This is a genomic window from Streptomyces sp. NPDC088400 (assembly GCF_044753355.1).
Taxonomy (GTDB): domain Bacteria; phylum Actinomycetota; class Actinomycetes; order Streptomycetales; family Streptomycetaceae; genus Streptomyces.
In genome coordinates this window covers 1-24,824 of the sequence record NZ_JBIVMZ010000015.1, presented here as the reverse complement: position 1 = coordinate 24,824, position 24,824 = coordinate 1, and the positions used below count along the sequence as shown (strand labels likewise).

At 68.7% G+C, this 24,824-nt stretch carries 21 protein-coding genes, 1 pseudogene and 1 riboswitch; of the genes and pseudogenes, 9 read left to right on the top strand and 13 right to left on the bottom strand.

The genetic code is table 11. The annotated features are described in order from the left end of the window. Positions 1-29: 29 nt before the first annotated feature. Together ACIQD6_RS30115 and ACIQD6_RS30110 are read right to left on the bottom strand one after the other, a co-directional pair. Positions 30-539, bottom strand: coding sequence for a hypothetical protein (locus tag ACIQD6_RS30115; protein ID WP_401888474.1), 510 nt, complete (start codon positions 537-539; stop codon positions 30-32). Between the two features lie 253 nt (positions 540-792). Continuing rightward, entirely contained in the window at positions 793-1,956 is a 1,164-nt protein-coding gene (locus ACIQD6_RS30110; protein ID WP_401888471.1) for a cysteine desulfurase family protein, read from the bottom strand. A 165-nt stretch (positions 1,957-2,121) separates the two neighbouring features. On the opposite strand from ACIQD6_RS30110, the pseudogene ACIQD6_RS30105 reads away from it, so the two are divergent. Next, positions 2,122-2,988 (top strand): annotated as a pseudogene (locus tag ACIQD6_RS30105) (alpha/beta fold hydrolase); the annotation flags it as partial. Here the strand turns inward: ACIQD6_RS30105 and ACIQD6_RS30100 are convergent. The 11 genes from ACIQD6_RS30100 to ACIQD6_RS30050 all read right to left on the bottom strand — a co-directional run bounded on the left by ACIQD6_RS30100 (position 2,975) and on the right by ACIQD6_RS30050 (position 15,581). Beyond that, entirely contained in the window at positions 2,975-4,042 is a 1,068-nt protein-coding gene (locus ACIQD6_RS30100; RefSeq protein ID WP_401888469.1) for a helix-turn-helix transcriptional regulator, read from the bottom strand. The pseudogene ACIQD6_RS30105 and the gene ACIQD6_RS30100 sit on opposite strands and share 14 nt — an antisense overlap. Positions 4,043-4,165: 123 nt before the next feature. Then, positions 4,166-5,044 (bottom strand): thioesterase family protein, encoded by an 879-nt coding sequence (locus ACIQD6_RS30095; RefSeq protein WP_401888466.1) that lies wholly within the window; start codon positions 5,042-5,044, stop codon positions 4,166-4,168. A 140-nt stretch (positions 5,045-5,184) separates the two neighbouring features. Continuing rightward, entirely contained in the window at positions 5,185-5,853 is a 669-nt protein-coding gene (locus tag ACIQD6_RS30090; protein WP_401888464.1) for a trimeric intracellular cation channel family protein, read from the bottom strand. 88 nt (positions 5,854-5,941) lie between these two features. Further along, positions 5,942-7,102 carry an ABC transporter ATP-binding protein gene (locus ACIQD6_RS30085; RefSeq protein WP_401888461.1) on the bottom strand — a complete coding sequence of 387 codons (1,161 nt, stop codon included), beginning with the start codon at positions 7,100-7,102 and terminating at the stop codon, positions 5,942-5,944. After that, positions 7,099-8,196, bottom strand: coding sequence for an ABC transporter ATP-binding protein (locus ACIQD6_RS30080; protein ID WP_401888459.1), 1,098 nt, complete (start codon positions 8,194-8,196; stop codon positions 7,099-7,101). Before ACIQD6_RS30080 ends, ACIQD6_RS30085 begins: the two co-directional genes overlap by 4 nt. Beyond that, positions 8,193-9,203 (bottom strand): ABC transporter permease, encoded by a 1,011-nt coding sequence (locus tag ACIQD6_RS30075; RefSeq protein WP_401888456.1) that lies wholly within the window; start codon positions 9,201-9,203, stop codon positions 8,193-8,195. Before ACIQD6_RS30075 ends, ACIQD6_RS30080 begins: the two co-directional genes overlap by 4 nt. Positions 9,204-9,468: 265 nt before the next feature. Then, entirely contained in the window at positions 9,469-11,226 is a 1,758-nt protein-coding gene (locus ACIQD6_RS30070; protein ID WP_401888454.1) for an ABC transporter substrate-binding protein, read from the bottom strand. 47 nt (positions 11,227-11,273) lie between these two features. Beyond that, positions 11,274-12,272 (bottom strand): ABC transporter permease, encoded by a 999-nt coding sequence (locus ACIQD6_RS30065; protein WP_401888451.1) that lies wholly within the window; start codon positions 12,270-12,272, stop codon positions 11,274-11,276. Between the two features lie 582 nt (positions 12,273-12,854). Then, positions 12,855-13,640 (bottom strand): enhanced serine sensitivity protein SseB C-terminal domain-containing protein, encoded by a 786-nt coding sequence (locus ACIQD6_RS30060; RefSeq protein ID WP_401888449.1) that lies wholly within the window; start codon positions 13,638-13,640, stop codon positions 12,855-12,857. Positions 13,641-14,001: 361 nt separating this feature from the next. After that, positions 14,002-14,742, bottom strand: coding sequence for an enhanced serine sensitivity protein SseB (locus ACIQD6_RS30055; RefSeq protein WP_401888447.1), 741 nt, complete (start codon positions 14,740-14,742; stop codon positions 14,002-14,004). 191 nt (positions 14,743-14,933) lie between these two features. Further along, complete coding sequence (locus ACIQD6_RS30050) at positions 14,934-15,581, bottom strand: AAA family ATPase (RefSeq protein ID WP_401888444.1); 648 nt, start codon at positions 15,579-15,581, stop codon at positions 14,934-14,936. A gap of 22 nt (positions 15,582-15,603) precedes the next feature. Here ACIQD6_RS30050 and ACIQD6_RS30045 point away from each other — a divergent pair, with 22 nt between their 5' ends. The 8 genes from ACIQD6_RS30045 to ACIQD6_RS30010 all read left to right on the top strand — a co-directional run bounded on the left by ACIQD6_RS30045 (position 15,604) and on the right by ACIQD6_RS30010 (position 24,768). Continuing rightward, complete coding sequence (locus tag ACIQD6_RS30045) at positions 15,604-15,777, top strand: hypothetical protein (protein ID WP_401888442.1); 174 nt, start codon at positions 15,604-15,606, stop codon at positions 15,775-15,777. A 134-nt stretch (positions 15,778-15,911) separates the two neighbouring features. Beyond that, a riboswitch (glycine riboswitch) is annotated at positions 15,912-16,009 on the top strand. Positions 16,010-16,156: 147 nt separating this feature from the next. Beyond that, on the top strand, positions 16,157-17,326 hold the full coding sequence (gene gcvT / locus ACIQD6_RS30040; protein ID WP_401888440.1) for a glycine cleavage system aminomethyltransferase GcvT: 1,170 nt from the start codon (positions 16,157-16,159) through the stop codon (positions 17,324-17,326). Between the two features lie 166 nt (positions 17,327-17,492). Beyond that, on the top strand, positions 17,493-17,870 hold the full coding sequence (gcvH, locus tag ACIQD6_RS30035) for a glycine cleavage system protein GcvH (protein WP_401888438.1): 378 nt from the start codon (positions 17,493-17,495) through the stop codon (positions 17,868-17,870). 49 nt (positions 17,871-17,919) lie between these two features. Beyond that, positions 17,920-19,188 (top strand): serine hydroxymethyltransferase, encoded by a 1,269-nt coding sequence (gene glyA / locus ACIQD6_RS30030; protein ID WP_401888435.1) that lies wholly within the window; start codon positions 17,920-17,922, stop codon positions 19,186-19,188. Positions 19,189-19,345: 157 nt separating this feature from the next. Beyond that, positions 19,346-20,728: an L-serine ammonia-lyase gene (locus tag ACIQD6_RS30025; RefSeq protein WP_401888433.1), complete on the top strand. Its 1,383-nt coding sequence runs from the start codon at positions 19,346-19,348 to the stop codon at positions 20,726-20,728. Between the two features lie 242 nt (positions 20,729-20,970). Then, the gene (locus ACIQD6_RS30020; protein ID WP_401888431.1) at positions 20,971-21,585 is read left to right on the top strand and encodes a type IV toxin-antitoxin system AbiEi family antitoxin domain-containing protein; all 615 of its coding nucleotides are present in this window, start codon (positions 20,971-20,973) and stop codon (positions 21,583-21,585) included. After that, positions 21,585-22,484 carry a nucleotidyl transferase AbiEii/AbiGii toxin family protein gene (locus ACIQD6_RS30015; RefSeq protein WP_401888428.1) on the top strand — a complete coding sequence of 300 codons (900 nt, stop codon included), beginning with the start codon at positions 21,585-21,587 and terminating at the stop codon, positions 22,482-22,484. The genes ACIQD6_RS30020 and ACIQD6_RS30015 overlap by 1 nt, the downstream gene beginning before the upstream one ends. Before the next feature lie 457 nt (positions 22,485-22,941). Then, the gene (locus ACIQD6_RS30010; RefSeq protein ID WP_401888425.1) at positions 22,942-24,768 is read left to right on the top strand and encodes a tetratricopeptide repeat protein; all 1,827 of its coding nucleotides are present in this window, start codon (positions 22,942-22,944) and stop codon (positions 24,766-24,768) included. Positions 24,769-24,824: the final 56 nt, after the last annotated feature.

Sequence of the window (24,824 nt, the reverse complement as noted above, 5' to 3'; positions counted from 1 at the left end):
CGGCCGGGCGGTCGGCACACCGGTGACCCTTACGCCTTGCTGTTGTAGTACGTGACGTCCCAGTGGCTACCCTCGCGGGCGTAGACGTTCCCCGCCGGGGACTTGTACATCTTGGCCCCGTCGCCCTTGCGCTTGCCGGCGTACGTGAACTTGCCGGCCTTACCGGTGATGTACTTGTTGAGGCAGGTGGTCACACTCATGTCGACCTTGTAGCCGTTCCGGTGGCTGTACGTCCCCGCCGCGTGTCCCCTTTCGGTACCGCCGGTGATGACGACCTTGCAGCGGCTCACCTTCTTGAACGCGATCGCGCCGGAGACCGTCGCCTTGTTGATGTTCGTGAACGACGTACAGGTCTTCTTGTTCCAGTCGGAACAGCCTCCGCTGGAGGAGGACGTGATGCCCGCCTTCCTGAACTGAGCCGCCGCCTGATCGTGCTTGGCCCACTTCGCCGGTGCCGCGTCCGCCATGCCCGCTGTGAGCAGTACGGAGCCGATCGCCGCAATCACGCCGAGGGTGGACAGCCGTCCGGTCTTCTTCAATGCGCGCTCCTGAGTCTCGTCGACCACGGTCCGGGAGACGGGAAGGAACGCACACACGCAGGCCCCCGCAGCGACACGGCCGCACGACCGTACAGACGCACGGTCTCCGCGATCTCGGCGTTCGGCTTCCCCCCGACCCGCTGAAAATTGTGGCAACGCCCCGGGCCGACCGCCCATCCCCCGGAAGAGCGACAGAAATCCGGCCCTTCGCGGCGCGCTGTTGACGCACGGACGTACGGGTCCCGGACAGGCCCTAACTGAGTCCCGCGTTCCTCGCGCGGTCCACCGCGGGGCCGATGACCTTGGCGACCGCCTCGACATCCGCCCTGGTGGTGGTGTGGCCGAGGGAGAAGCGCAGGGTGCCCCTGGCCAGGTCGGGGTCGCTGCCGGTGGCCAGGAGGACGTGGCTGGGCTGGGCGACTCCCGCCGTACAGGCCGATCCCGTCGAACACTCGATGCCCTGGGCGTCGAGGAGCAGGAGCAGCGAGTCGCCCTCACAGCCCGGGAAGCTGAAGTGCGCGTTGGCGGGGAGACGGTTGTCCGGGTCGCCGCCGAGGACCGCGTCGGGGACCGCCGCGCGTACGGCGTCGATCAGTTCGTCGCGCAGGGCGCCGATCTCGCGGGCGAATTCCTCGCGCCGTCGCGCGGCGAGCCGGCCCGCGACGGCGAAGGCGGCGATCGCGGGGACGTCGAGAGTGCCGGAGCGCACATGGCGCTCCTGGCCGCCGCCGTGCAGTACGGGTACGGGGGTGTACTCCCGGCCGAGCAGCAGCGCGCCGATACCGTACGGGCCGCCGATCTTGTGGCCGGAAACGGTCATCGCGGCGAGTCCCGAGGTGCCGAATTCCAGCTCCGTCTGACCGAAGGCCTGGACGGCGTCGGAGTGCAGCGGGATGCCGAATTCCGCTGCTACGTCGGCCAGTTCACGGACCGGCAGGATCGTGCCGATCTCGTTGTTGGCCCACATGACGGTGGCGAGGGCGACATCGTCCGGGTTGCGTTCGACGGCCTCGCGCAGTGTCCCGGGAAGGACCCGGCCGTAGGCGTCGACCGGCAGATACTCGACGGTCGCGCCCTCGTGTTCGCCGAGCCACTCGACGGCGTCGAGGACGGCGTGGTGCTCCACGGGGCTGGCCAGCACTCTGGTCCTGGCGGGGTCGGCGTCGCGGCGGGACCAGTACAGGCCCTTCACGGCGAGGTTGTCGGCTTCCGTACCGCCCGAGGTGAAGACCACCTCGCTGGGCCGTGCGCCGAGGGCCTCCGCGAGCGTTTCGCGGGCCTCCTCGACGGTACGGCGGGCCCGGCGCCCGGCGGCATGGAGCGAGGAGGCATTGCCGGCGAGGGCGAACTGGGCGGTCATCGCCTCGATCGCCTCCGGCAGCATCGGAGTGGTCGCGGCGTGGTCGAGGTAAGCCATGGTGCGGTCGATTCTACGAGCCGGACGCGGGCTCCGGTTAGCCGGTGCGCAGCTGGTTCGCGATCGCGGGGCATTCGTTCCGGATTCGGTCCGGATTCGGTCCGTATCGGGGCGGATACTCGGCATCCTTCCCTGACAGCGACAGGAGTGTATAGCTTTACGGTCATGACAGACTGGCTTCTCGATCGTACGTTCAGCAGCTCATCCGGCGAGGTGCGGTGGGCCACGCTCGGTTCACCCGGCCTGCCACCGGTCGTGCTGCTGCACGGGACGCCCTTCTCCTCGTACGTCTGGCGTGCCGTCGCACGGGCCCTCGCGCAGGATCACCAGGTCTTCGTCTGGGACATGCCCGGCTACGGCGTCTCGCAGAAGAGCGCGGGGCAGGATGTGTCACTGGCCGCGCAGGCCCGGGTCTTCACGGAGCTGCTCGCCCACTGGGGCCTGGGCGGGGACGGAGACGGGGGCGAGGGCGGGGGCCGGGGCCGGGATCCGAAGCGGCCCGCCGTTGTCGCCCATGACTTCGGCGGCTGTGTCGCGCTCCGCGCCCACCTCCTGCACGGTGCCCGCTACGAACGTCTGGCGCTCGTCGACCCGGTGGCGCTGGCGCCATGGGGTTCGCCGACCTACCGGCTGCTCGGCGGCCACCGCGAGGTCTTCGAGCAACTGCCGCCCGCCCTTCACCGGGCGCTGGTACGGGAGTACGTCTCCTCCGCGAGCCATCAGGGCCTGCGGCCCGACGTTCTGGACCGGCTGGTCGAACCGTGGTGCGGGGACGACGGACAGTCCGCCTTCTACCGGCAGATCGAGCAGAACGACCAGCGGTTCACGGACGAGATCCAGGGCCGTTACGGAGAGTTGGACCTGCCGGTCCTGATCTGCTGGGGCGCCGAGGACAGTTGGATCCCGCCGGACAGGGGCCGGGAACTCGCCGGGCTGGTTCCGGGCGCCGAGCTGCGGCTGTTGGCGAGTGCCGGCCATCTCGTCCAGGAGGACGCCCCGGCGGAACTCACCGTGGCCGTCAGCCGTTTCCTGGGCGTCGACCGCCCGCGGGCGACGCCCCCGGTCCCTTCCGTGACTCCGGATTCGTCCGTGACTCCGGATTCGTCCGCGACTCCGCCCCGGGCGGCCCCGCCCCGTACAACGCCATGACGGCGGCCGCCGCCCGGGTCATCTCCTCCCGGGCCTCCGGTGGCGACAGCACCTCCACGTTCTCGCCGAAGGCGAGCAGTGAGCGCACGCCTCCCAGGAGGGGATAGGCGAGCCGCACCCGTGCCCACTCCCCGTCCGCCTCGGTCACGGGTTCCTCGGTGAGCTGCACGCCCTGGATGCGCAGGAACATGTCCAGGCGCGAGACCCGCACGCGGGCCTGGACGCGCACATCGGCGGGCCGTACCTCCACGTCCCGGCGCAGTACCGCCCAGACGTCCGCCAGTTCCACCCCCTCCCGGCGCCGCACGGGCGACTCGGACACGGCGGCCTTCTGGACACGGTCCGCACGGAAGAGACGCGGCGCGCCCCGGTGGTCGGCGACGAGGTACCAGACGCCCGCCTTGACGACGAGACCGTACGGATCGACGGTGTACGCACGCGGTTCGGTCGTGCCGCTGTGCCGGTAGCACAGCCGCAGCCGCCGGTCCGCGAAGACCGCCGTGCTCAACTGGTCCAGATCGACGGGCGGCCTCGGCGCGCGCATCCAGCGCTCCGGGTCGACCAGGATCCGCCGGCTGGTCAACTCGGCGGCCGGGCGATGCGGTTCGGGCAGCGCGGCCATCACCTTGCGCAGGGCGGAGCCGAGCGCCTGGTCGAGCCCGAGCGCGGAGTGAGCACCCTGGGCGGCGAGGACGAACAGGGCGCGGGACTCGTCGGCGGTCAGGCCCGTGACATCGGTACGGAACCCGGGCAGCAGCGCGATCCCGCCGTGCCGGCCGCGCTCCGCGTAGACGGGGACGCCGGAGGCGGAGAGCGACTCGACATCGCGGTAGATGGTCCGTACGGACACTTCGAGACGCTCGGCGAGTTCCGTGGCCGGGACGAGGCCACGGGTCTGGAGCAGCAGCAGGATCGACAGAAGGCGGTCGGACTTCACCCGCCCAGGATTCCAGGATTCCGTACGGGGAAGCTCGGGCGCCCCGGCGCACCCACACCCCCACCCACACCCACACCAACGGCTACGGCTACGGCTACGGCTACCTCGCGAGCCGCTCCCCGCTCAGCCGCGTGGCGCGCGGGCCAGCTGACGGGACTGGGCCACCAGCCGGTCCGCGCTGTCCCAGATCTCCGCGTCCTCCTCCAGGAAGCCACCCGCGAGGTTGCGGGTGGTGAGGGAGACCCGGAGCGGGCCCGGCGCCGGGCGGCAGCGGACGTGGGCCGTCAGCTCGACGGTCGGCGTCCAGCCCTGGAGACCGAGCTCGAACGACGTCGGCGGCAGCGCGTCCACCGCGAGCAGCAGCGAGAGCGGATCGGCGTCGCGGCCGTCCGCGAACTCGAACCAGCCGCGCATCTCGCCCCGCCCGGAGGGCGCGCCGACCGCCCAGCCGACCGTGGCCGGATCGAGCTTCAGGGCAAGCCGGTCGGTCAGCGCGAAGTCGCCCGGGGGCCGGGGTGCTTCGACGGTGTTGACGCAGCGCTCCAGGGGCGGGATCCCGGGTGGCTTCGCCGCCGTCCGTACGTCGTCGGACAGCGCGTCCAGATCGCCGTACGAGGCGACGACCCGGATCCGCTCGACCTCCCCGCCGTCCGCCGCCGCCTGGTACAGGGAGGCCTGGCCGGTGGTGAGCGTACGGCCGGTCCGCACCGTCTCCGTACGCACCACGGCGGGGCCCGGCGCCGACGGCGCGAGGTAGTGCGCCGAGACCGCGAACGGGTCGGAGTGCGGCAGCGCGTCACCGAGCGCGCGGGCGATCACCGCCAGCAGATAGCCGCCGTTGAGGACATTCATGACCGTCCAGCCTGGGGCGAGCAGCGCGTCGTAGGCGCCTTCTTCACGACCTCGACGGGTGACGGCGGTGCCCCGGTCGAACTCACTGTTGCCGATGGACACTTGCGCGTTCCCGGTGGACACGTGCGTGCTGGTTGCCTCTGCTGCCATGCGGCCCAACCGTACAACAAGGCTTTACTGAGCGGTAGCTTAGTAATATCTCCGTAACGCCCCTCCCTCAGACGATGGCCCCACACACACGGTGGCCCGGCCCTCAAGCGGCCCAACGCGAGGACCATCGGCGGACTGACTCAAGCAGACGGACTCTCCTCCGCCGCGTCGGAGCGCCGGTTCCAGGCGCGCGGTGCCCGCCAGTGGAAGCGCATCGCGAACAGCCGTAGGACGAAGGCGGCCAGTACGGCGAATCCGCTGGTCAGCCCGTTGAGCGCGTCGAAGCGGATACAGAGCGCCACCATCGTGGCGCCGACGATGGCCGGGACGGCGTACAGATCGCGGTCCCAACGCAGCAGCGAGGGAACCTCGTTGGCGAGTACGTCCCGCAGCACACCGCCACCGACCGCCGTGGTCAGACCGAGCACCGCCGAGGAGGTGAGGCCGAGGCCGTACTCGTACGCCTTGGTGGTGCCGGTGACGCAGAACAGCCCGAGCCCCGCCGCGTCGAAGACATTGACCGCGCCCTGGATCCGTTCCACCTGCGGATGCAGGAAGAACACCAGGGCGGTCGCGACCAGCGGCATGGAGAAATAGCCGAGGTCGGTGAAGGCGGCCGGCGGGACGGCCCCGATGATCAGGTCACGGATCAGCCCTCCGCCCAGCGCGGTGCTCTCGGCCACCACCGCCATGCCGAAGACGTCGAAGTTCTTGCGTACGGCGAGCAGGGCGCCGGAGATCGCGAAGACGAAGATTCCGGCGAGGTCGAGCGCGTGCTGGACGGAGGGCGTGAAAAAGTCGTGGAACACCCGGACATTGTGCCGCCCGCCCGGAACGGGTCCCGGGCGGGCGGTGATCTGACAGGCAGGCGTGCCCGCCTACTCCTTGGTGACGGCCCTACTCCTTGGTGACGGCTCCCTGGTCCTTCGAGCCGGAAGCCTCCGCCGACAGCGTCTTCGCCGGCGCCTCCGCCAGCTCGACCGTCTCCCGGTCCGCCACCGACACCGTGTCCTGCGGACGCTGGTCCGGAGCGTTCTCCGGGTGGTGGCACGCCGCCTGGTGGCCCGGCGCCAGCTCGATCAGCGGCGGCTCGGTCGTCTTGCAGACCTCCGTCGCCTTCCAGCACCGGGTGTGGAACCGGCAGCCGCTCGGCGGCGAGATCGGCGACGGCACGTCGCCCTTGAGCAGGATCCGGTCGCTCTTCCCGCCGCGCCTGCTCGGGTCCGGCACCGGCACGGCAGACAGCAGCGCCTTGGTGTACGGGTGCATCGGCGACTCGTACAGCGACTTGCGGTCCGCCAGCTCGACCATCTTGCCGAGGTACATCACCGCGATCCGGTCCGACACATGGCGGATGACCGAGAGGTCGTGCGCGATGATCACGTACGTCAGACCCAGCTCGTCCTGGAGGTCGTCCAGCAGGTTCACCACCTGCGCCTGGATCGACACGTCCAGCGCCGAGACCGGCTCGTCGGCGACGACCAGCTTCGGATTGAGCGCGAGGGCGCGGGCGATACCGATGCGCTGCCGCTGACCGCCGGAGAACTCGTGCGGGTAGCGGTTGTAGTGCTCAGGGCTCAGGCCCACCAGCTCCAGCAGCCGCTGGACCTCCTTCTTCAGACCGCCCTCGGGCTTGATGCCCTGGAGCTTGAAGGGGGTGCTGATGATCCCGCCGACGGTGTGGCGCGGGTTCAGCGAACCGAACGGGTCCTGGAAGATCATCTGTACGTCGCGGCGCATGGGCCGCATGGCGCCGGCGGACAGATGCGTGATGTCCCGGCCCTCGAACTCGACCTTTCCACCGGTCGGTTCGAGCAGCCGCGTGATCAGCCGGCCCATGGTCGACTTGCCGCAGCCGGACTCGCCGACGACACCCAGGGTCTCGCCGGGGCGCACGTCGAAGGTGAGTCCGTCGACCGCCTGGACCGCGCCGACCTTGCGTTTCAGTACGCCTTTGGTGATCGGGAAGTGTTTGACCAGGCCGGTGACCTTGAGGAGCGGTTCGGGTGCCCCCTGCTCCGACCCCTGCTGCGGAATCTTCGTGTTCGGCTCAGTCACAGCTTCGGCGCAATCTCTTCGGTCCAGATCTGTTCCCGCTCCGCGGGCGACATGTGGCAGGCGGAGAAGTGCCCGTCGGTGATCTGCCGCAGCTCCGGACGCTCGGTGCGGGTGATGTTGTCCTTGGGCACGTCCGCGTACGGGCAGCGCGGGTGGAAGGCGCAGCCGGACGGGACGTTGATGAGGCTGGGCGGGGTTCCCTTGACCGGCACGAGCCGGTCGGTCTGGTCCCGGTCGATGCGGGGCATCGATCCCAGCAGGCCCCAGGTGTACGGGTGCTGGGGCTGGTAGAAGACCTTCTCGGAGGTTCCGCGCTCGATGCAACGCCCCGCGTACATCACCAGCAGCTCGTCCGCGATCTCGGCGACGACGCCCAGGTCGTGGGTGATGATGACGACCGCCGAGTGGAACTCCTTCTGGAGATCCCGGATGAGGTCGAGGATCTGCGCCTGGACGGTCACGTCCAGCGCTGTCGTCGGCTCGTCCGCGATCAGCAGCTCGGGGTTGTTGACCAGGGCCATCGCGATCATCGCGCGCTGGCGCATGCCGCCCGAGAACTGATGCGGATAGTCGTTGTAGCGCCGGGCCGGCTCGGGGATCCCGACCCGGTCGAGCATGTCGACGGCCCGCTTCTTGGCGGTCTTCTTGTCGACGGAGTTGTGGACGCGGTAGGCCTCCACGATCTGCGAGCCGATGCTGTAGTACGGGTGCAGCGCCGACAGCGGGTCCTGGAAGATCATCGCCATCTTCTGGCCGCGCAGCTTGCGTACCCGCTCGGGTCCCGCGCCGATCAGCTCCTCGCCGTCCAGCCAGATCTCGCCGGAGATACGGGCCCGCTCGGAGGTGTGCAGCCCCATGATGCCCAGCGAGGTCACGGACTTCCCGGAGCCGGACTCGCCGACGATGCCCAGGGTCTGGCCGGCCTTGAGGTCGAAGCTGACGCCGTCGACGGACTTGACCAGACCGTCGTCGGTGTCGAAGTGGATGCGGAGGTCCCGTACGGACAGGAACTTCTCGGCGGAGGCCGTCGTACTCGCCGTCTTGGCGGCCACGCCCTCGCCCGCGTCCGTGTCCGTCTTGCGCACGTCGCTCATGAGAGCCTCACCCGGGGGTCGATCGCGGCGTACACGAGGTCCACCAGCAGATTGCAGAGAACGATGAAGAAGGCGGCGACCAGTGTCACACCCATCACGATGGGCAGGTCACTTCGGGTCACGCCCTGGATGGCATACGCGCCCATTCCTTGGAAGGAGAAGACGCGCTCCGTGATGACGGCGCCTCCCAGGAGAAGCGCGAAGTCCATGCCGAAGATGGTGATGAGCGGGGTGAGCGCGGCGCGCAGGCCGTGCTTGACGACCACCTTGCGCTCCTTGAGTCCCTTCGCCCGCGCGGTTCTGATGTAGTCCTCACCCATGGTCTCCAGCATGCCCGCACGGGTGAGGCGCGCGTAGAGAGCCGAGTAGAGGAAGGCCAGCGTGCACCAGGGCAGAACCAGGTTCCAGGCCCATTCGGCGGGGTTCTCCTCGAACGGTACGAACTGGAGGTTCTCCCAGATCGGCCAGTTGAAGCTGAACAGCGCGAGGGACGCCAGACCGGTGAAGAACATCGGCAGCGAGACACCGGCCAGAGCGATGCCCATGGTCAGCCGGTCGAAGATCGATCCCCGCTTGAGCGCGGAGAGCACACCGATGGCGACACCGGTGACGACCCAGATGACGGCCGCGCCGATGGCGAGCGAGAAGGTCACTGGAATGCGCTGGACGATCTCGGGCCAGACCTCGACGTGCGTCTTGAACGAGTAGCCGAAGCACGGCGCGTTGCACACCGAGGGGTTGGGGCCGAAGTTGTATTCGGCGCCGACCACGATGGCCTTGATGAAGTTCCAGTACTGAAGATAGAGGGGCTGATCGAGCCCCAGGTTCTTCTTGACGGCGGCGATGACGTCAGGGTCCGGGCTCTTGCCGACGTACTGGGCGGCAATCGAGTCGGTCGTCTGCCCGCCGAGGCGGGGCACCAGGAAGAAGATCGCGAACGTGACTGCGCTGACCACCAGCAGCAGCAACACCGCGGCGAAGACGCGTCGGATGATGTACGCAGCCACAGCCGTGCGGCGCCGGGCCGTGCGGACGGGATGCGCCCGGCCGGCCTGACACCTTCACCTGCCTTTCGAGGGGGGTGCTTGTTGATGTACAGGTGTGAGGGGTCCTACTGGCCCCGGCCGCGCCCGCGCGGTGAACGCGGCGGACGCGACCAGGTCGGACCAGGTGGTGCTCGTACGACTTGCTCGTACTGCTTACTCGTACGACTTGCTCGTGCTACCTGCTCGTACGACTTGCTCGTACTGCTTGCCTACGTGGCCTACTTGGCTACTTGCTCGAACCCATGAGCACGTAGTCGTACATGCCCAGGTAGGACTCGGCGACCGTGACGTTCGTCGCGGACTCGGGCCGGTAGAGCAGGTTCTTCTTGTAGAAGAGCGGGACGACCGAGGCGTTCTCCAGGACGAGCTTGTCGACCTCGCCCCACTTCGCCTGGCGGGCCGCGTCGTCGACGATGCCGATGCCGTCGGTCAGCGCCTTGTTGATCTTCGGGTCGTCCAGCTCCATCAGGTTCTGACCACCGGACGGCTTGATCGCCGAACCGTTGACGATCTGGTCGAGGAAGCCGAAGCCGGTGGGCCAGTCAGCACCCCACGCCATCATCATCATTCCGGCCTTGTTCTTGTGAACCCATTCCGGAACGCCCACGAAGTCGGTGAAGTACTTGTCCGCGGGGAACGTCTTGATCTCGGCGGTGATGCCGACCTTCTTCAGGCTCTCCTGGAGCTGCGTCGCGGCCTGGACCTCGTCGGGACGGTCGGCGCGCGCGGTCAGCGTGGTCTTGAAGCCGTTCGGCTTGCCGCACTTGGTGAGGAGTTCCTTGGCCTTGGCCGCGTCACCCTTGTTGTCCGCCGACGGGTACAGGTCGAACTTCTTGTAACCGCTCACCGACGGCGGGATCAGCGTGGTGGCCGGGTCGCCCTTGACGGAGCCGCCGATGGAGTTGACCATGCCGACCTTGTCGACCGCGTACTGCACGGCCTTGCGGCAGTCGGGCTTGTCGAACGGCTCCACGTTGGCGTTCAACGCCAGGTACTGGGTGACGCCCGCGTACGGGTTGTCCGTCTTGGCCTTCTCCGCCGGCTTGGGGAGCACCTTCGGCTGCGTCTTGGACTGAAGACCGGTACCCGCGATGTCCGCGGTGATCGCGTCGGTCAGCAGGTGATCGTCAATGGTCTGGGCGTTGACGTTGAACTTCAGCTCGATCTTGTCGGGCAGCGCCTTGCGGACCGGGTCCGTCTTCGCGTCCCACTGAGGGTTCCGGGAGAGCGTCGCGCCGCTGCTCTCGCTGTACGAGTCGAACTTGTACGGGCCCGAGGAGACCATCTTCTTGACGTACTCGGCGCCCTTGTCGGCCTTCTGCGGCACCGGAGCGGTCTGCGAGAAGGCCGCCAGGTAGTCCATGTCCGCGAACGGCTTGTTGAGCTTGAAGACGATCGTGTACTTGTCCGGCGTCTCGATGGACTTGAGTCCCTCGGCGGACTTGTCCTTGTACGGACCCTTGTACTTGTCGCCGCCGTCGAGGTACGCCTTGAAGTACGTCGGGCCGTTGGACAGGGCCTCGGGCGCGAAGTTGCTGCGCTCGACGGCGTACTTGACGTCCTGGGCCGTGATCTCGGTGCCGTCCTCGTACTTCACGCCCTTGCGGAGCGTGTAGGTCCAGGTCTTGGCGTCCGGGCTGGCCTTGCCGAGCGAGGTCGCCAGGTCGGGGACGATCTGGAGGCCTTCCTTCCCGGCCGCCGGCTTGAAGGTGACCAGGGAACGCGCGTAGAGGCGGGCGAAGTTCTGCACCCAGCCGTAGTACGTGTTGCCCGGGTCCAGGGAGTCGGGGCCACTGGCGTGCTCGTAGGTGACCGTTCCCCCCTTCTTGTCGCTCTTGTTGACGATGCTGCTCAGACCGGCGTCGGCCTTCGCGTCGCCGCCACCGTTGCCGTCACTGTTGTTGCCGCCGCCACCGCAGGCGGTAGCACCCAGTGCCACCGCGAGCGTCACAGCAATCGCTGATGCCGTCTTTCTGCTGTTCATGCTGAGGAAAAGCCCCCTCGATCGACCGGTGCGGTGAGAGCCCGCGATTACTTGCCACGAGGGTCGAGTGCGTCGCGCAGCCCGTCCCCCAGCAGATTGAAGGCCAGCACGGTGATGAAGATCGCCATGCCGGGAATGATCATGAACATCGGGTCGACCTGGTAGAGATCGACCGCGGTGGACAACATGCCGCCCCACGAGGACTGCGGCGGGGCGATACCGACGCCGAGGAAGCTCAGGGACGCCTCGAAGAGGATGTTCGTGGGGATGAGCAGCGTCGAGTAGACGAGGATCGGTGCGATCAGGTTGGGCAGCAGCTCACGGAAGAGGATGAACGGCCCACGCGCGCCCAGCGACCTCGCCGCCTCCACGAACTCGCGCTCGCGCAGGCTGAGTGTCTGCGCACGCACGATCCGGCCGATGTACGGCCAGTTGAAGAAGCCGATGACGAAGACCAGGACCGCGATACGCAGCGGAAGCCCTTCGAGGCCGAACGCGTTGCCCTGGAGCGATGCCGAGATGGAGATCGCGAAGAGCAGCAGCGGGAACGCCAGGAAGGTGTCCATCATCCGGCTGATGGCGCTGTCGACCCAGCCGCCGTAGAAGCCGGCCACGACGCCCATCACGACGCCGATGACGACCGACAGGATGGTGGATCCGGCGGCGACCACGAGGGAGACCCAGGAGCCCTCGATGATGCGGGCCAGGATGTCGCGCCCCGTCTGCGGCTCGACACCGAGCGGGTGGTCCCAACTCATGCCGCCGAAGCTGCCCTTCGGGGCGAGCAGAGTGGGATCGACCAGGTCCTGGTTGAAGGCGTTGGGGTCGAGCCCGAAGACGGACTGGATCGGTTTGGACAGTACGGCGACAAGAACCAGCAGGATCACGACGACGCCGCCGGCCATGGCGACCTTGTCGCGTTTGAAGCGCGTCCACGCGATCCGGCCGAGCGAACGGCCCTCGATCTGCTTGCCCCCGGCGCCCTTCAGCACCGCTTCGGGCGGTGCTTGCGCCGCCGAACCGGTGGTCTCGATAGGTGCCGTCATTGCGCTGGAGACCCCTCTCGGCCGACGGTGGCCGGCCCATGACCGCCGCTGTAGCGGCTCGTTCAGATCACATGTCGCAAGTAGCCGTGCCGCGACGGGAGCTGCTTCTGTCAGCGCGCCGCACACAGGCCTAGACAACTTGCTGCACGGAGTCTTCTGCTACTTCACGATCACCCGCCAGCCCTCTTGGGGAATGGTTGCTCAACCGTGATGCGATCAAAGGATTACCGTTATGCGGACGTGGGGATCACGTCAGCGGACCAACTCATCCACTATTCCTCCACATCCGACATCGCGCCCAACTGGCGCCATGCGGGTGGAAACAGGGGCACATCCGGGCGCGCGAAGGGTCGCGATGTGACACCTGGTCAGCACTCCGGAACCGTGGGTGCCCTATGCACGCCGGAGGCCCCGGCTTGGCACGGACACGCCACGCGCGCCACGCGACGGCTCAAAAAACGCGGGGGCAGTCGCGCGTGAGGTCCGGTCAGGACGCGCGCGGAGACCGGTCAGTACGCGCGGGAGGGAGACTAGTCGGTACGCGCGCGGAGACCGGTCAGTACGCGCGGGAGGGAGACTGGATCAGTACGCGCGGGAGGCCGGCGGCGGGTAGCCGTAACCACCCGCCGGCGCGGGAGCCACGTGCGCCTCACGGTCGTAGAACGGCCGCGAGTTGACCTGAAGCCACATCGCCACCGGGTCGTACTCGTCGGACATCGCGACGGTGGACACCGGGAGCCCGTCGGGGACGGCCGTGACCGACTGACGCATCATCGTGCGCACCGAGTCGACGGAGGGCCCGCTCGTGTCGTACAGGTCGAGGCCGATCGCCAGGTACGGGGCGCCGAGCGCCGGCTGCACCCACGCGCGGCGCAGCGAGCGGACCGCGGGGGTGCGGTGCGCGTTCTGCGTGAGCATCGCGTAGAACTGCGGCAGCGCGATGGCCGGTTCGGAGAGCCGCAGCGGTCCGGCCGGCATCCGGTCGAGGCCGGTGGCGATCCGGCGCAGATCGAGCCACGGGATACCGACACCGCCGCCGGGAGCGTGCGGATTGAGCCAGATTCCCCAGCGGTCGGGATAGAGGGCGTGCGCGATGTCGTGGCCGGTGACCACTTCGTGCGCACGGGTCCAGCCGCTCACGGCCAGCTCCTGCGCGGAGGTGACGCAGGGGGCGTAGCCCAGGCCGTCGATCTCCATGTTGCCGTACTGGGCGTCGGGCGAACCGGCCTGGCCGTGCCAGAGCAGCATCCAGACGCTGCCGTCGGCGATGGAGTGCAGCAGTGCCTCGTACGCGTCATAGCGCCCTGGGGTCACCTGGCGCAGCATGTTCTCGACCTGCCCGGCCGCCGCGGTGCCTGACGCGCTCACTCTGGGTCCCGCCCCTCGTTCGATCCACCATTCGACCAGCTCCCCCGATGTCCCCCGCCGGCCCACGGTGGAGGGACCTCGGGACACACGGTGCGGCGGCCACGGGAACCTACGGAAAACCCACGGCCGACGGCAGCCACCATGCCTCTGGCCGGAAACACCGCACGACCGCGGCGCCCCTGCCATCAAACCAGCTTAGGCGGCCGCTCTGACACAGACTTGACGACCGGTGTGCCCTCCGCGTAGGCGAGCGGAGCCGGTCCCTTTCCGGACGTACCCCAGGAGACGTACCCCGGGCGCGCGTCCGTACCCGTACCGATACCGACGACTGTCGGCCACAGGCACCGGCCACCACCGATTTCTACGCGTAACGGCGCTCGTAGAACGGCCGCACCTTCGCCAACAGCCAATCGCCGACCGGGTCCTGTGCCATGTCCAGCAGGACGAGATTGACCGGCCAGCCGACCTGCGCCCGGTGCAGGGCACGGCCGAGCGCGTCCATCGGGGCATTACGGTCCGCTCCCTCCCAGGAGGAGAGCTGGACCCCGACGAAGAGAACCGGGGACTCGCCCTCCACGCTGGCGAGCGCGCGCCGGGCGGAGAGCACCACGCCGGACTCCTCGAACTCCCCCGCGGCGGCGGCGAGAAAATCGACCGGCTCCTCCTGCCAGTCCGGCTCGAAGAGCCGGACACGTCCGCCACTCGCCGGACCGTCGAGCGGCGTACGGCCCACCCGGCACAGCTCGGCGACGGCTGCGGGCGGCAGCGGCATCCCGACCATGCCGCCCGGATTGACCGCGATCCCGAGCTGCGGCGGCAGCCCCCGGGCGAACTCACGGGCCGGGGCGACGGTGAACGGCATATGGGCGCCGACGCACTGGAGGTACTGCTGCTCGGAGCTGAATACCGGGACGTACGCGGATCCCTCGATCTCCACCGTCGGCAGATCGAGATTGGGGCTGTCGGGGCCGCCCCCGTTGGGCAGCGGAACCCAGACCTCGCTGCGTGCCAGTACTTCGACGAGCCGCGCGCCCGCCCCGTCGACGCCGAGCGAGGCGGCGAGCACCTCTTCGAGCTCGTTGCCCGGCCATGCTGTATTCACTGTCTTTCCCTCCACCCTCGACCCTGCCGCAGCACCCTAACTCCGCAGGCCGGACCCTGCGCCGGGCAGGTGACGAGAACGGTGGGGCGGGCGGGTCCCGGAGGGCGGCCCCGGCTCCGCGGAGGTGCGGGTTCCGCAGGGATACGGGCCCGGGAGGGCGGGTCCGCGGCCAAGTTCCGGGAAGCCGTCCCTCACTCCCCCCGCGTCACCGGAAAGGCGATCCGGTCCAGCGCCCCCGCCGCGTCCCTGTCCAGGAGCACCGCCGAGGCGCAGCCCTCCGGAAGCCGGCCCGATTCGGCGCCGGTGAGGAGGTGGCCGACCGCGCGGAGGTGGCGTGCGAAGGCGTAGCCGGAGACTCCCCGGCCGCGCTCGCGCTGGCCCGCGCGGGCCACCTCGGCCGGGACGTCCAGCAGGACGATATGGAGCAGCCGGCCGCGGGCACGGGCCTCGCGGGCCAGCCAGCGCCGTACCCAGGCCTGCGTACCGCAGTCGTGGACGACGACGCTCGCGCCCGACCGCAGCGCGCGCCACAGCCCCGCGTAGTGCGCGATCCGGACAAGCGGGCGGTAGACGCCGTACGGCAGTCCGCCGGGCAGCCGCCGCTCCCAGCGGTCCCTGGTGTCCTGCGAGTCGATGCCGCCGCCCTCGGCGGCCCGCCGGATGAGAGTGGACTTGCCGCTGCCCGGCAGCCCGGAGACCACCACCACGTCCCCGGCCGCGAAGGCCAGCCGTCTGGGCACCCGGCCGCCGCGCGCCCGCAGATCCCGGACGACCGGCACTCCACGCGTCACGGCCCCCGGCGCGGGCGGGCCCGGTTTCACGGACACGGGCGGGTCCATGTTCGCGGGCGGGTCCTGTTGCGTGGGTGGGCCCGGTTTCCCGGCCACAGCCGGTTTCCTCGTGCTCCCGGCGGCGCTCGCCGTCGCACTCCCGGCGGTGGCGCTCGCCGTACTGCCCGCGGTGGTCACGTATGCGCTGGACCTCTGCGACATCATCGCCGTCCCCCTGTCAGCTCAGCCGGGCCTGGTCCAATGAACCCTGCCCATAAAGTGTAAAGAAATGGCAATGCCTCACAAGCTTTTCGTGGTGTGAGGCGCGTTATGGACCGGGCCGCCCCACTCGACCACGGCCCGTGCGATGATGTGCCCGCCAACTGCATACCGGCCGTTTGAATCCGCGCGGGAGAGTCCCGGTCACCGAGTGTGCCGGGCGCCGAAGGAGCAAGTTCCTCCCTTGAATCTCTCAGGCCCCGTACCGCGCGGATGAGGCAGATCTGAAAAGCGTGCCGCAGCTCTGCGGCTCCACCCAAGGTGCAAGTCATGACCCTCGGTACGAGTGGTCGTGATGAACCTCTCAGGTTCCGATGACAGATGGGGAGGACCGTCCTCGCCGTCATGCCCTGGGAGCCACACCGATGAGTCATGTCCCCCCGAGCAGCACCTCCAGCGCCTCCGCCGAGGCCCCCGCTGCCCCTCGCCTCACCGCGCTCGACTCCGTGCACCGCGCGCTGGGCGCCACCATGACCGACTTCGCGGGCTGGGACATGCCGCTGCGGTACGGCAGCGAGCGCGACGAACACAACGCCGTCCGTACGAAGGCCGGCCTGTTCGACCTCTCCCACATGGGCGAGATCACCGTCTCCGGCCCGGCGGCCGCCACGCTCCTGGACTACGCGCTGGTCGGCAATATCGGCGCCGTGGCCGTGGGCCGTGCCCGCTACACCATGATCTGCCAGGAGGACGGCGGGATCCTGGACGACCTGATCGTCTACCGCCTGGGCGACGCCGAGTACATGATCGTCGCCAACGCCTCCAACGCCCGGACCGTGCTGGACGCGCTGTCCGCCCGCTCCGAGGGCTTCGACGCCGACGTACGCGACGACCGTGACGCGTACGCGCTGCTGGCCGTCCAGGGCCCCGAGTCCCCCGGCATCCTGAAGTCGCTCACCGATGCCGACCTGGACGGGCTCAAGTACTACGCGGGCCTGCCCGGCACCGTCGCCGGGGTCCCCGCGCTGATCGCGCGCACCGGCTACACCGGCGAGGACGGCTTCGAACTGTTCGTCGAGCCCCGGTACGCCGAGCAGCTGTGGCAGGCGCTGACCGAGGCCGGCGAGGGCGTCGGTCTGGTGCCCTGCGGGCTGTCCTGCCGCGACACGCTCCGGCTGGAAGCCGGGATGCCGCTGTACGGGAACGAGCTGTCCCCGGCCCTCACCCCGTTCGACGCGGGCCTCGGGCGGGTCGTGAAGTTCGAGAAGACGTCGAACGGCGGCGACTTCGTCGGCCGGGCGGCGCTGGCCACCGCGGCCGAGCTCGCCGCCGCCTCCCCGCCGCGCAAGCTGGTCGGCCTGGTCGCCGAGGGCCGCCGCGTCCCGCGCTCCGGCTACCAGGTGGTCGCGGGCGACGCGGTGGTGGGCGAGGTCACCTCCGGCGCCCCCTCCCCCACGCTGGGCAAGCCGATCGCCATGGCGTACGTGGACGCCGCCCATGCCAAGCCCGGCACCACCGGCGTCGGGGTCGACATCCGCGGCTCCCACGAGCCGTACCAGGTCGTCGCACTGCCCTTCTACAAGCGCCAGAAGTGATACGTACGTCTTCCGGCACCGGCATCCCGGTATCGCTGTCCAGGTCCGCGTCCAGGTCCATGTCCCGGCCCGGGTCTCGACCCGGACCGGGCGCGTCTCGGCCCCCGTCTCGATCCGCAAGACAGCTGTTCCCCACCACACCCCCGCGTACAGGAGAATTCAGGTCATGAGCAACCCCCAGCAGCTGCGCTACAGCAAGGAGCACGAGTGGCTGACGACCGCCGAGGACGGCGTGTCGACGGTCGGCATCACGGAGTACGCGGCCAACGCCCTCGGCGATGTCGTGTACGCCCAGCTCCCCGAGGTCGGTGACACGGTGACGGCCGGCGAGACCTGTGGAGAGCTGGAGTCCACCAAGTCCGTCAGCGACCTGTACGCCCCGGTGACCGGTGAGGTCACCGAGACGAACCAGGACGTCGTGGACGACCCCTCGCTGGTGAATTCCGCCCCCTTCGAGGGCGGCTGGCTGTTCAAGGTGCGCGTCACGGAGGAGCCGAAGGACCTGCTCTCCGCCGACGAGTACACGGAGTTCTCCGGCAACTGACGTGCCCCGCCAAGACGTGCCCCAGCACCAAGAGACCCCAGGGACTGTGATGTCTTCGAAGTCGCTTCTCAACACCTCGCTCCATGAGCTCGACCCGGATGTCGCCGCCGCCGTCGACGCCGAGCTCCACCGCCAGCAGTCCACCCTCGAAATGATCGCGTCGGAGAACTTCGCGCCGGTCGCGGTCATGGAGGCGCAGGGCTCCGTACTGACCAACAAGTACGCCGAGGGCTACCCCGGCCGCCGCTACTACGGCGGCTGTGAGCACGTCGACGTGATCGAGCAGATCGCCATCGACCGTGTGAAGGCGCTGTTCGGCGCCGAGGCCGCGAACGTGCAGCCGCACTCGGGCGCCCAGGCGAACGCGGCCGCGATGTTCGCGCTGCTCTCCCCCGGCGACACGATCATGGGTCTGAACCTCGCCCACGGCGGGCACCTGACCCACGGCATGAAGATCAACTTCTCCGGCAAGCTCTACAACGTCGTCGCGTACCACGTCGACGACGAGACCGGCACGGTCGACATGGCCGAGGTCGAGCGCCTGGCCAAGGAGTCCCGTCCGAAGCTGATCGTGGCCGGCTGGTCGGCGTACCCCCGCCAGCTGGACTTCGCCGCCTTCCGCAGGATCGCGGACGAGGTCGGCGCGTACCTGATGGTCGACATGGCGCACTTCGCCGGTCTGGTCGCCGCGGGCCTGCACCCCAACCCGGTGCCGCACGCGCATGTCGTCACGACGACCACGCACAAGACCCTCGGCGGCCCGCGCGGCGGCGTGATCCTCTCTACCAAGGAACTGGCGAAGAAGATCAACTCCGCGGTCTTCCCGGGCCAGCAGGGCGGCCCGCTGGAGCACGTCATCGCGGGCAAGGCGGTCTCCTTCAAGGTGGCGGCCACGGACGACTTCAAGGAGCGCCAGCAGCGCACCCTGGACGGCGCACGGATCCTCGCCGAGCGTCTGGTGCAGCCGGACGTGACCGAGGTGGGCGTCTCCGTCCTGTCCGGCGGTACGGACGTCCACCTGGTCCTGGTCGACCTGCGGAACTCCGAGCTGGACGGCCAGCAGGCCGAGGACCGGCTGCACGAGGTCGGCATCACGGTCAACCGGAACGCCGTCCCGAACGACCCGCGCCCCCCGATGGTCACCTCGGGCCTGCGGATCGGCACCCCGGCGCTCGCCACCCGCGGCTTCACGGCCGAGGACTTCACCGAGGTCGCGGACATCATCGCGGCGGCGCTGAAGCCGGAGTTCGACCGCGAGGCGCTGGCGGGCCGGGTCACGGCGCTGGCGGACAAGCACCCGCTGTACCCGGGCCTGTAGCAGTCATCCGTACGGCCTGCCATCCACGGCCTGAGCCACGGGGCACCGCGCACACTGGACCGTGCGGCGCGGTGCCCCGCTCCATGTACGCCGTCCCCACCGCACCACCCCCGCGGACAACGGCGTCACCTCAGCCACCCAGCAAGGAGTCATCACCGTGGCCATCTCGGTCTTCGACCTGTTCTCGATCGGAATCGGCCCGTCCAGTTCCCACACGGTCGGCCCGATGCGCGCGGCGGGCATGTTCGCGCGCCGCCTCAAGAACGAGGGCCTGATCGCCCACACCACGTCCGTACGGGCCGAGTTGTACGGCTCGCTCGGCGCGACGGGCCACGGCCACGGCACCCCCAAGGCGGTCCTCCTGGGCCTGGAGGGCAACTCCCCGCGCACCGTCGACGTGGAGAGCGCCGACGATCAGGCGGAACGTATCCGTACGAGCGGCCGGCTCCAGCTGCTGGACATGCACGAGATCGCCTTCGACGTCGACAAGGACCTGGTCCTGCACCGCCGCAAGACGCTGCCGTACCACGCCAACGGCATGACGGTCTTCGCGTACGACACCAACGGCGACCTGCTCCTGGAGAAGACGTACTACTCGGTGGGCGGCGGCTTCGTCGTGGACGAGGACGCGGTCGGCGAGGACCGCATCAAGCTGGACGACACCGTCCTGAAGCACCCCTTCCGCACCGGCGACGAACTGCTGCGGCTGTCCGGCGAGACCGGCCTGTCGATCTCCGCCCTGATGATGGAGAACGAGAAGGCCTGGCGCACGGAGGACGAGATCCGGGCCGGACTGCTGGAGATCTGGCGCGTCATGCAGGCCTGCGTCTCCCGCGGAATGGCCCGCGAAGGCCTCCTCCCCGGCGGCCTCAAGGTCCGCCGCCGCGCCGCCCAGTCGGCCCGCCAACTCCGCGCCGAGGGCGACCCGGCGACCCACGCCATGGAGTGGATCACGCTCTACGCGATGGCCGTGAACGAGGAGAACGCGGCAGGCGGCCGCGTGGTCACCGCCCCCACCAACGGCGCGGCGGGCATCATCCCGGCGGTCCTGCACTACTACATGAACTTCGCGGCAGGCGGCGCCACCGAGACGGAGAAGGAGGACGGCGTAGTCCGCTTCCTCCTGGCAGCCGGCGCCATCGGCATGCTCTTCAAGGAGAACGCCTCCATCTCCGGCGCCGAGGTCGGCTGCCAGGGCGAGGTCGGCTCGGCCTGCTCCATGGCGGCGGGCGCCCTCGCGGAGGTCCTGGGCGGCAGCACGGAACAGGTCGAGAACGCCGCCGAGATCGGCATGGAACACAACCTGGGCCTGACCTGCGACCCGGTCGGCGGCCTCGTACAGATCCCGTGCATCGAACGCAACGGCATGGCGGCGGTGAAGGCGGTCACGGCGGCGAAGATGGCGCTGCGCGGCGACGGCAACCACAAGGTCTCGCTGGACAAGGTCATCAAGACGATGCGGGACACGGGCGCGGACATGTCGGTGAAGTACAAGGAGACGGCGCGGGGCGGGCTCGCGGTGAACATCATCGAGTGCTGAGGAAGTAGGCCCTGAGCAGCGTGTTCGTATCTTTCGGCGCTGCCAGGGCCTTCCCTGCTTACGCGGTGGAAAATCCTGGCGACCTCCCTGGGACAGACGTGAGAGTCCCTGAAGAGTCCGTGCGAAATCCCACGGCATGGGACTCCTGACCTGGGGATTCGTGACACCGTCCCGTCGGTCAGTCGCCATCGAGATGTATCAAATCGATCCCTGGAAATCGACACAGGGGTACCATTCGATACATGAGTGATGCGGAAAACTCCCGCTTGCAGCTGCGGCTGACCGGTCTCCCCCCTACATTCACGACGGCGCAGGCACGTCAGGCCCTGCTCTCCGCCCGTGATCTGGCGTCCTTGGTGGCGAGGGGAGAGCTGGACGAACTGTCCCGTGGGGTGTACCGGCGGACGGATGCCCCGGAGACCGCACACGCAGACCTGCTGGCCGTGTGCACCCGGGCTCCGCGCGCTATCGTCTGCGGTGAGTCCGCCCTGGCCCTGCATGAGTTGATCGACGACATCCCCACGGCAGTGCACATCGCCGTGCCGCGCGGTTCACGACGCCCTACGATTTCCTATCCGCCGACCGTGGTGGCGCAGTACGCCCCGAAGACCTTCCCTCTTGGCGCCGAACGGTTCGAAGCGGCCCCAGGAGAGACCGTCCCCGTGTACGGTGCCGCCCGCAGCGTCGTCGACGCGATGCGCCACCGCGGCCGCATCGGCGAGACCCTCGCCCTCTCGGCACTCGGCCGCTACCTGCGCCGAAGCGGACGCGGCGGGGTCGGCGAACTCCAGCACATCGCACGCGAACTGGACGCCCTCTCCATCATCCGCCCCGCCGTAGAAGCGGTGCTCGCCTGATGGCCAACCCCGCGCGTGACACCACCGCCGGCCGCGTCTACAACGACCTGCGCAACCTGGCCCGCCGCACCAACCGGTCCACGGATGAGATCATGGTCGAGTACGTCCTCGAACGCTTCCTCTACCGCTTGGCCGCATCACCCTTCGGCCGGGAGCATTTCGTCCTCAAGGGGGGCCTGCTCCTCGCCCAGTTCGGCGCACGCCGGATGACCCGCGACATCGACATCCTCGGCCGCTCGTTCCCTGGCACCGAAACCGAGATCGTCCGCAGGATCGCGGCCATCGCCGCGACCGAGATCGACGACGGAGTCGTATTCGATCCCGCGACGCTCAGGACCGTCCCCATCCGCGAAGAGGACGAATACCACGGCCTGCGCCTGTCCATGGCCGCCTCCATCACCCGGGCCCGGCTCAAGCTCCAACTGGATGTCAGCTTCGGTGACCCCGTCACCCCCGGCCCCCGGATCATCGACTACACACAGCAGCTCACGACGGAAAGCTTCCAGATCCTCGGCTACCCACTCGCCACCGTCATCGCCGAAAAACTCTCCACCGCCGTCTCACTCGGCGATCTCAACACCCGCGACCGTGATTACGGCGACCTCTACCGCCTGCTCACTCTCAACGACCTCGACGGCCAGGAACTCGCCACGGCCCTGACCGCCACCGCCGCACACCGCGGTATCGCCTTGAAACCCCTCAGCTCCACGATCACCGACCTCGGCGAACGTCGCCAGACCTCCTACACCGCGTGGCGCCGCCGACAAGGCCCCGCCACAACCGGCTACCCCGAACGCTTCACCGACGTCGTCCGACAGGTCACCGTGTTCGCAGACACGCTCCTCAACGGCGATGCCGCCACCCGCACATGGAGTGCGGCGACCCTCACATGGTCGTGAACCAGGCCGACCGACCAGGCCTTCGGGGCAACCCCGGAACCTACGCATGACGAATTGTCCGAACTTGATCCACCGGCTTCCATAGGCATCCACCACAAGAACGAAACACCTGGTCAGTGCTGGTGTCGGACGACCATGGACCAAGTTGGACCACCCCAGATTTCCCACCACCTGAGACCACAACTGAGACTGAGGAGTCTTGAGACCACTGGCTCCTGGGGGGGGCGCGTGGCCGACCTCAACATCAACGATTGTGTTCAGCAACGAAGCCCCGATTCCATGGAACTCTCGCCGCCTATCAGCCGATACTGACCCAACATGGGAGCGTGCGCGCCGTGCTGGGGAGCGAGACACCCAGTCGGCCTGCAGAGGGGACTGAGATGAGGGCACGCAGTAGGCCGTCGGGCAAAGAAAGGTCGACGGTCACCGTTCGCCACGGGAGTCGGCGGGTCCAGCGGTGACGGAATCCACTTTCCAGGCAATAGGGGCCGGATCCGTCGCCGCCCATCACATCGGGACAGCGGTCACCGGCCCGGTCAACGTTCTGACGGCCGAGTTGCTGAGCTCGGCGCGCGATGTTCAGGCACCTGCCGGGCTCACCAACCTGCCGCCGCTCCCGCTGTGTTTCGGCCGCACGAACGAGCTGGACTGGCTGCGCGGCACGCTCGGGCAGCCGGCCGCCGGGACTGCCGTCGTCCAAGGCCTCGGCGGAGTCGGCAAAAGCACCCTCGCCCTTGCGTACGCCCACAGACACCGTCGCGACTACACCGTGATGTGGTGGATTGCCGCTGCATCACCCGACCACATCGAGCAATCGCTGGCCGACCTCGCTCTGCGGTTGATCCCTATGTGGGCCGGCAGCGCGACTACCGAAGAGCGCGCCGCCTGGGCGATGTTGTGGCTGCAGTGGCATCCGGGGTGGCTGCTGGTCTTCGACAACGTTGAGGATCCGCCCGATCTGCAGCCCTACGTCAGCGCGCCTAACGGTCACGTCGTCGCCACGAGCCGACGGTCAGCTAGCTGGCCGACCTCCATCGCAATGCTGGCCCTCGACGTACTCGACCTGGCTGCAGCGAGTGATCTCCTCTGTAGGCAGGTGCTCGGCGCGACTTCGCCGACCCATCGTCAGATACAGGAGACCCGGGCCCTCTCAGCCGATCTGGGGCTGCTTCCCCTCGCCCTGATGCAGGCCGGCGCCTACCTCGCGCAGAACCCGACGATCAGCATTGAACGTTACCGCCGACGGCTGATAGGCGCGTTGGACAAGGCTCCCGAAGGTGTAGACCCAGAGCGCACGGTCGCCCGGATCTGGCGCCAGACGATTAGCACCCTCACGGAGCGCAACCCCCTGGCGGTCCGCGTCCTGTCCACACTGGCGTGGCTAGCCCCCGATGACATCCCAGTTGGACTGCTGACCCCTATTGCCGACGACGGCGACGACCTTCACGAAGCCCTAGGGGTGCTTGCTGTCTACTGCATGGTCTCCCTCACTCCGGACTCGGTGAGCATCCACCGCCTCGTCCAGACCACACTCCGGAACCAGTCGCCCATCGGTGACAGCGCGCCAACCGGCAGGTTGGAGGCCGAACGGCTGCTGAGCGCTGCGGTCGCCCCCCTGGGAGAACCACCCGACTCTGGCCGGTCCCCCACCTGGGATCGGCTGCTTCCGCACCTCGTCGCACTCGCGGCCACCACTCCTGACGGACACGCTGACACCTTTCCCGCCGGCCGGTACGCGAGCGCTGCACTCTACCTCCAGGGCCTCGGCCATGACGGCCGCGCCGTTCCGCTACTGACGGCGGCCCTCGCCCGCTGCGAAGCGCTCGCTGGCGCCGAGCACGAAATCACCATGAAGGTCCGTTCGAACCTGGGCGACGCCTACTACGGAGCCGGGGACTTCGAACGGTCCATCGCCATCCTCGAACCGTTGGTCGACCAGTGCGCGCAGGTACTCGGCGACTCGCATCTAGGGACGCTCACCGTCGCCGCCAACCTTGCCAACTCGTACCGTGACTCCGGCGATCTGGCCCGTGCCATCACACTCCACGAGGAGACGTTGGCCCGGCGTAGGCACGCACTTGGCAACGATCACCCCGACACTCTCGTCAGCTGCGAGGAACTGGCCCGCACCTACCATGCGTCCGGCGACTTGGGTCGTGCTATCTCTCTGTATGAGGCCACACTCACGCATCACCAGCGATCCCTAGGACCAACTCACCCTGCCACGCTGAGCAGCCAGCACGGTCTAGGTTCTGTTTCCTGGATCATGTGCGGAGCCAAATGACCAGGGATGCGACGGTGACCGTTCCGAGGTAGATGTAAGCGCGTTTGTCGTAGCGG

What these genes read in the sequence shown, in the direction of transcription:
- ACIQD6_RS30110 (WP_401888471.1), bottom strand. Translation starts at nt 1,956, where the DNA reads ATGGCTTACCTCGACCACGCCGCGACCACTCCGATGCTGCCGGAGGCG.
- ACIQD6_RS30095 (WP_401888466.1), bottom strand. Translation starts at nt 5,044, where the DNA reads ATGGCAGCAGAGGCAACCAGCACGCACGTGTCCACCGGGAACGCGCAA.
- ACIQD6_RS30080 (WP_401888459.1), bottom strand. Translation starts at nt 8,196, where the DNA reads ATGAGCGACGTGCGCAAGACGGACACGGACGCGGGCGAGGGCGTGGCC.
- ACIQD6_RS30070 (WP_401888454.1), bottom strand. Translation starts at nt 11,226, where the DNA reads ATGAACAGCAGAAAGACGGCATCAGCGATTGCTGTGACGCTCGCGGTG.
- ACIQD6_RS30065 (WP_401888451.1), bottom strand. Translation starts at nt 12,272, where the DNA reads ATGACGGCACCTATCGAGACCACCGGTTCGGCGGCGCAAGCACCGCCC.
- ACIQD6_RS30050 (WP_401888444.1), bottom strand. Translation starts at nt 15,581, where the DNA reads ATGGACCCGCCCGTGTCCGTGAAACCGGGCCCGCCCGCGCCGGGGGCC.
- gcvT (WP_401888440.1), top strand. Translation starts at nt 16,157, where the DNA reads ATGAGTCATGTCCCCCCGAGCAGCACCTCCAGCGCCTCCGCCGAGGCC.
- gcvH (WP_401888438.1), top strand. Translation starts at nt 17,493, where the DNA reads ATGAGCAACCCCCAGCAGCTGCGCTACAGCAAGGAGCACGAGTGGCTG.
- glyA (WP_401888435.1), top strand. Translation starts at nt 17,920, where the DNA reads ATGTCTTCGAAGTCGCTTCTCAACACCTCGCTCCATGAGCTCGACCCG.
- ACIQD6_RS30020 (WP_401888431.1), top strand. Translation starts at nt 20,971, where the DNA reads ATGAGTGATGCGGAAAACTCCCGCTTGCAGCTGCGGCTGACCGGTCTC.
- ACIQD6_RS30015 (WP_401888428.1), top strand. Translation starts at nt 21,585, where the DNA reads ATGGCCAACCCCGCGCGTGACACCACCGCCGGCCGCGTCTACAACGAC.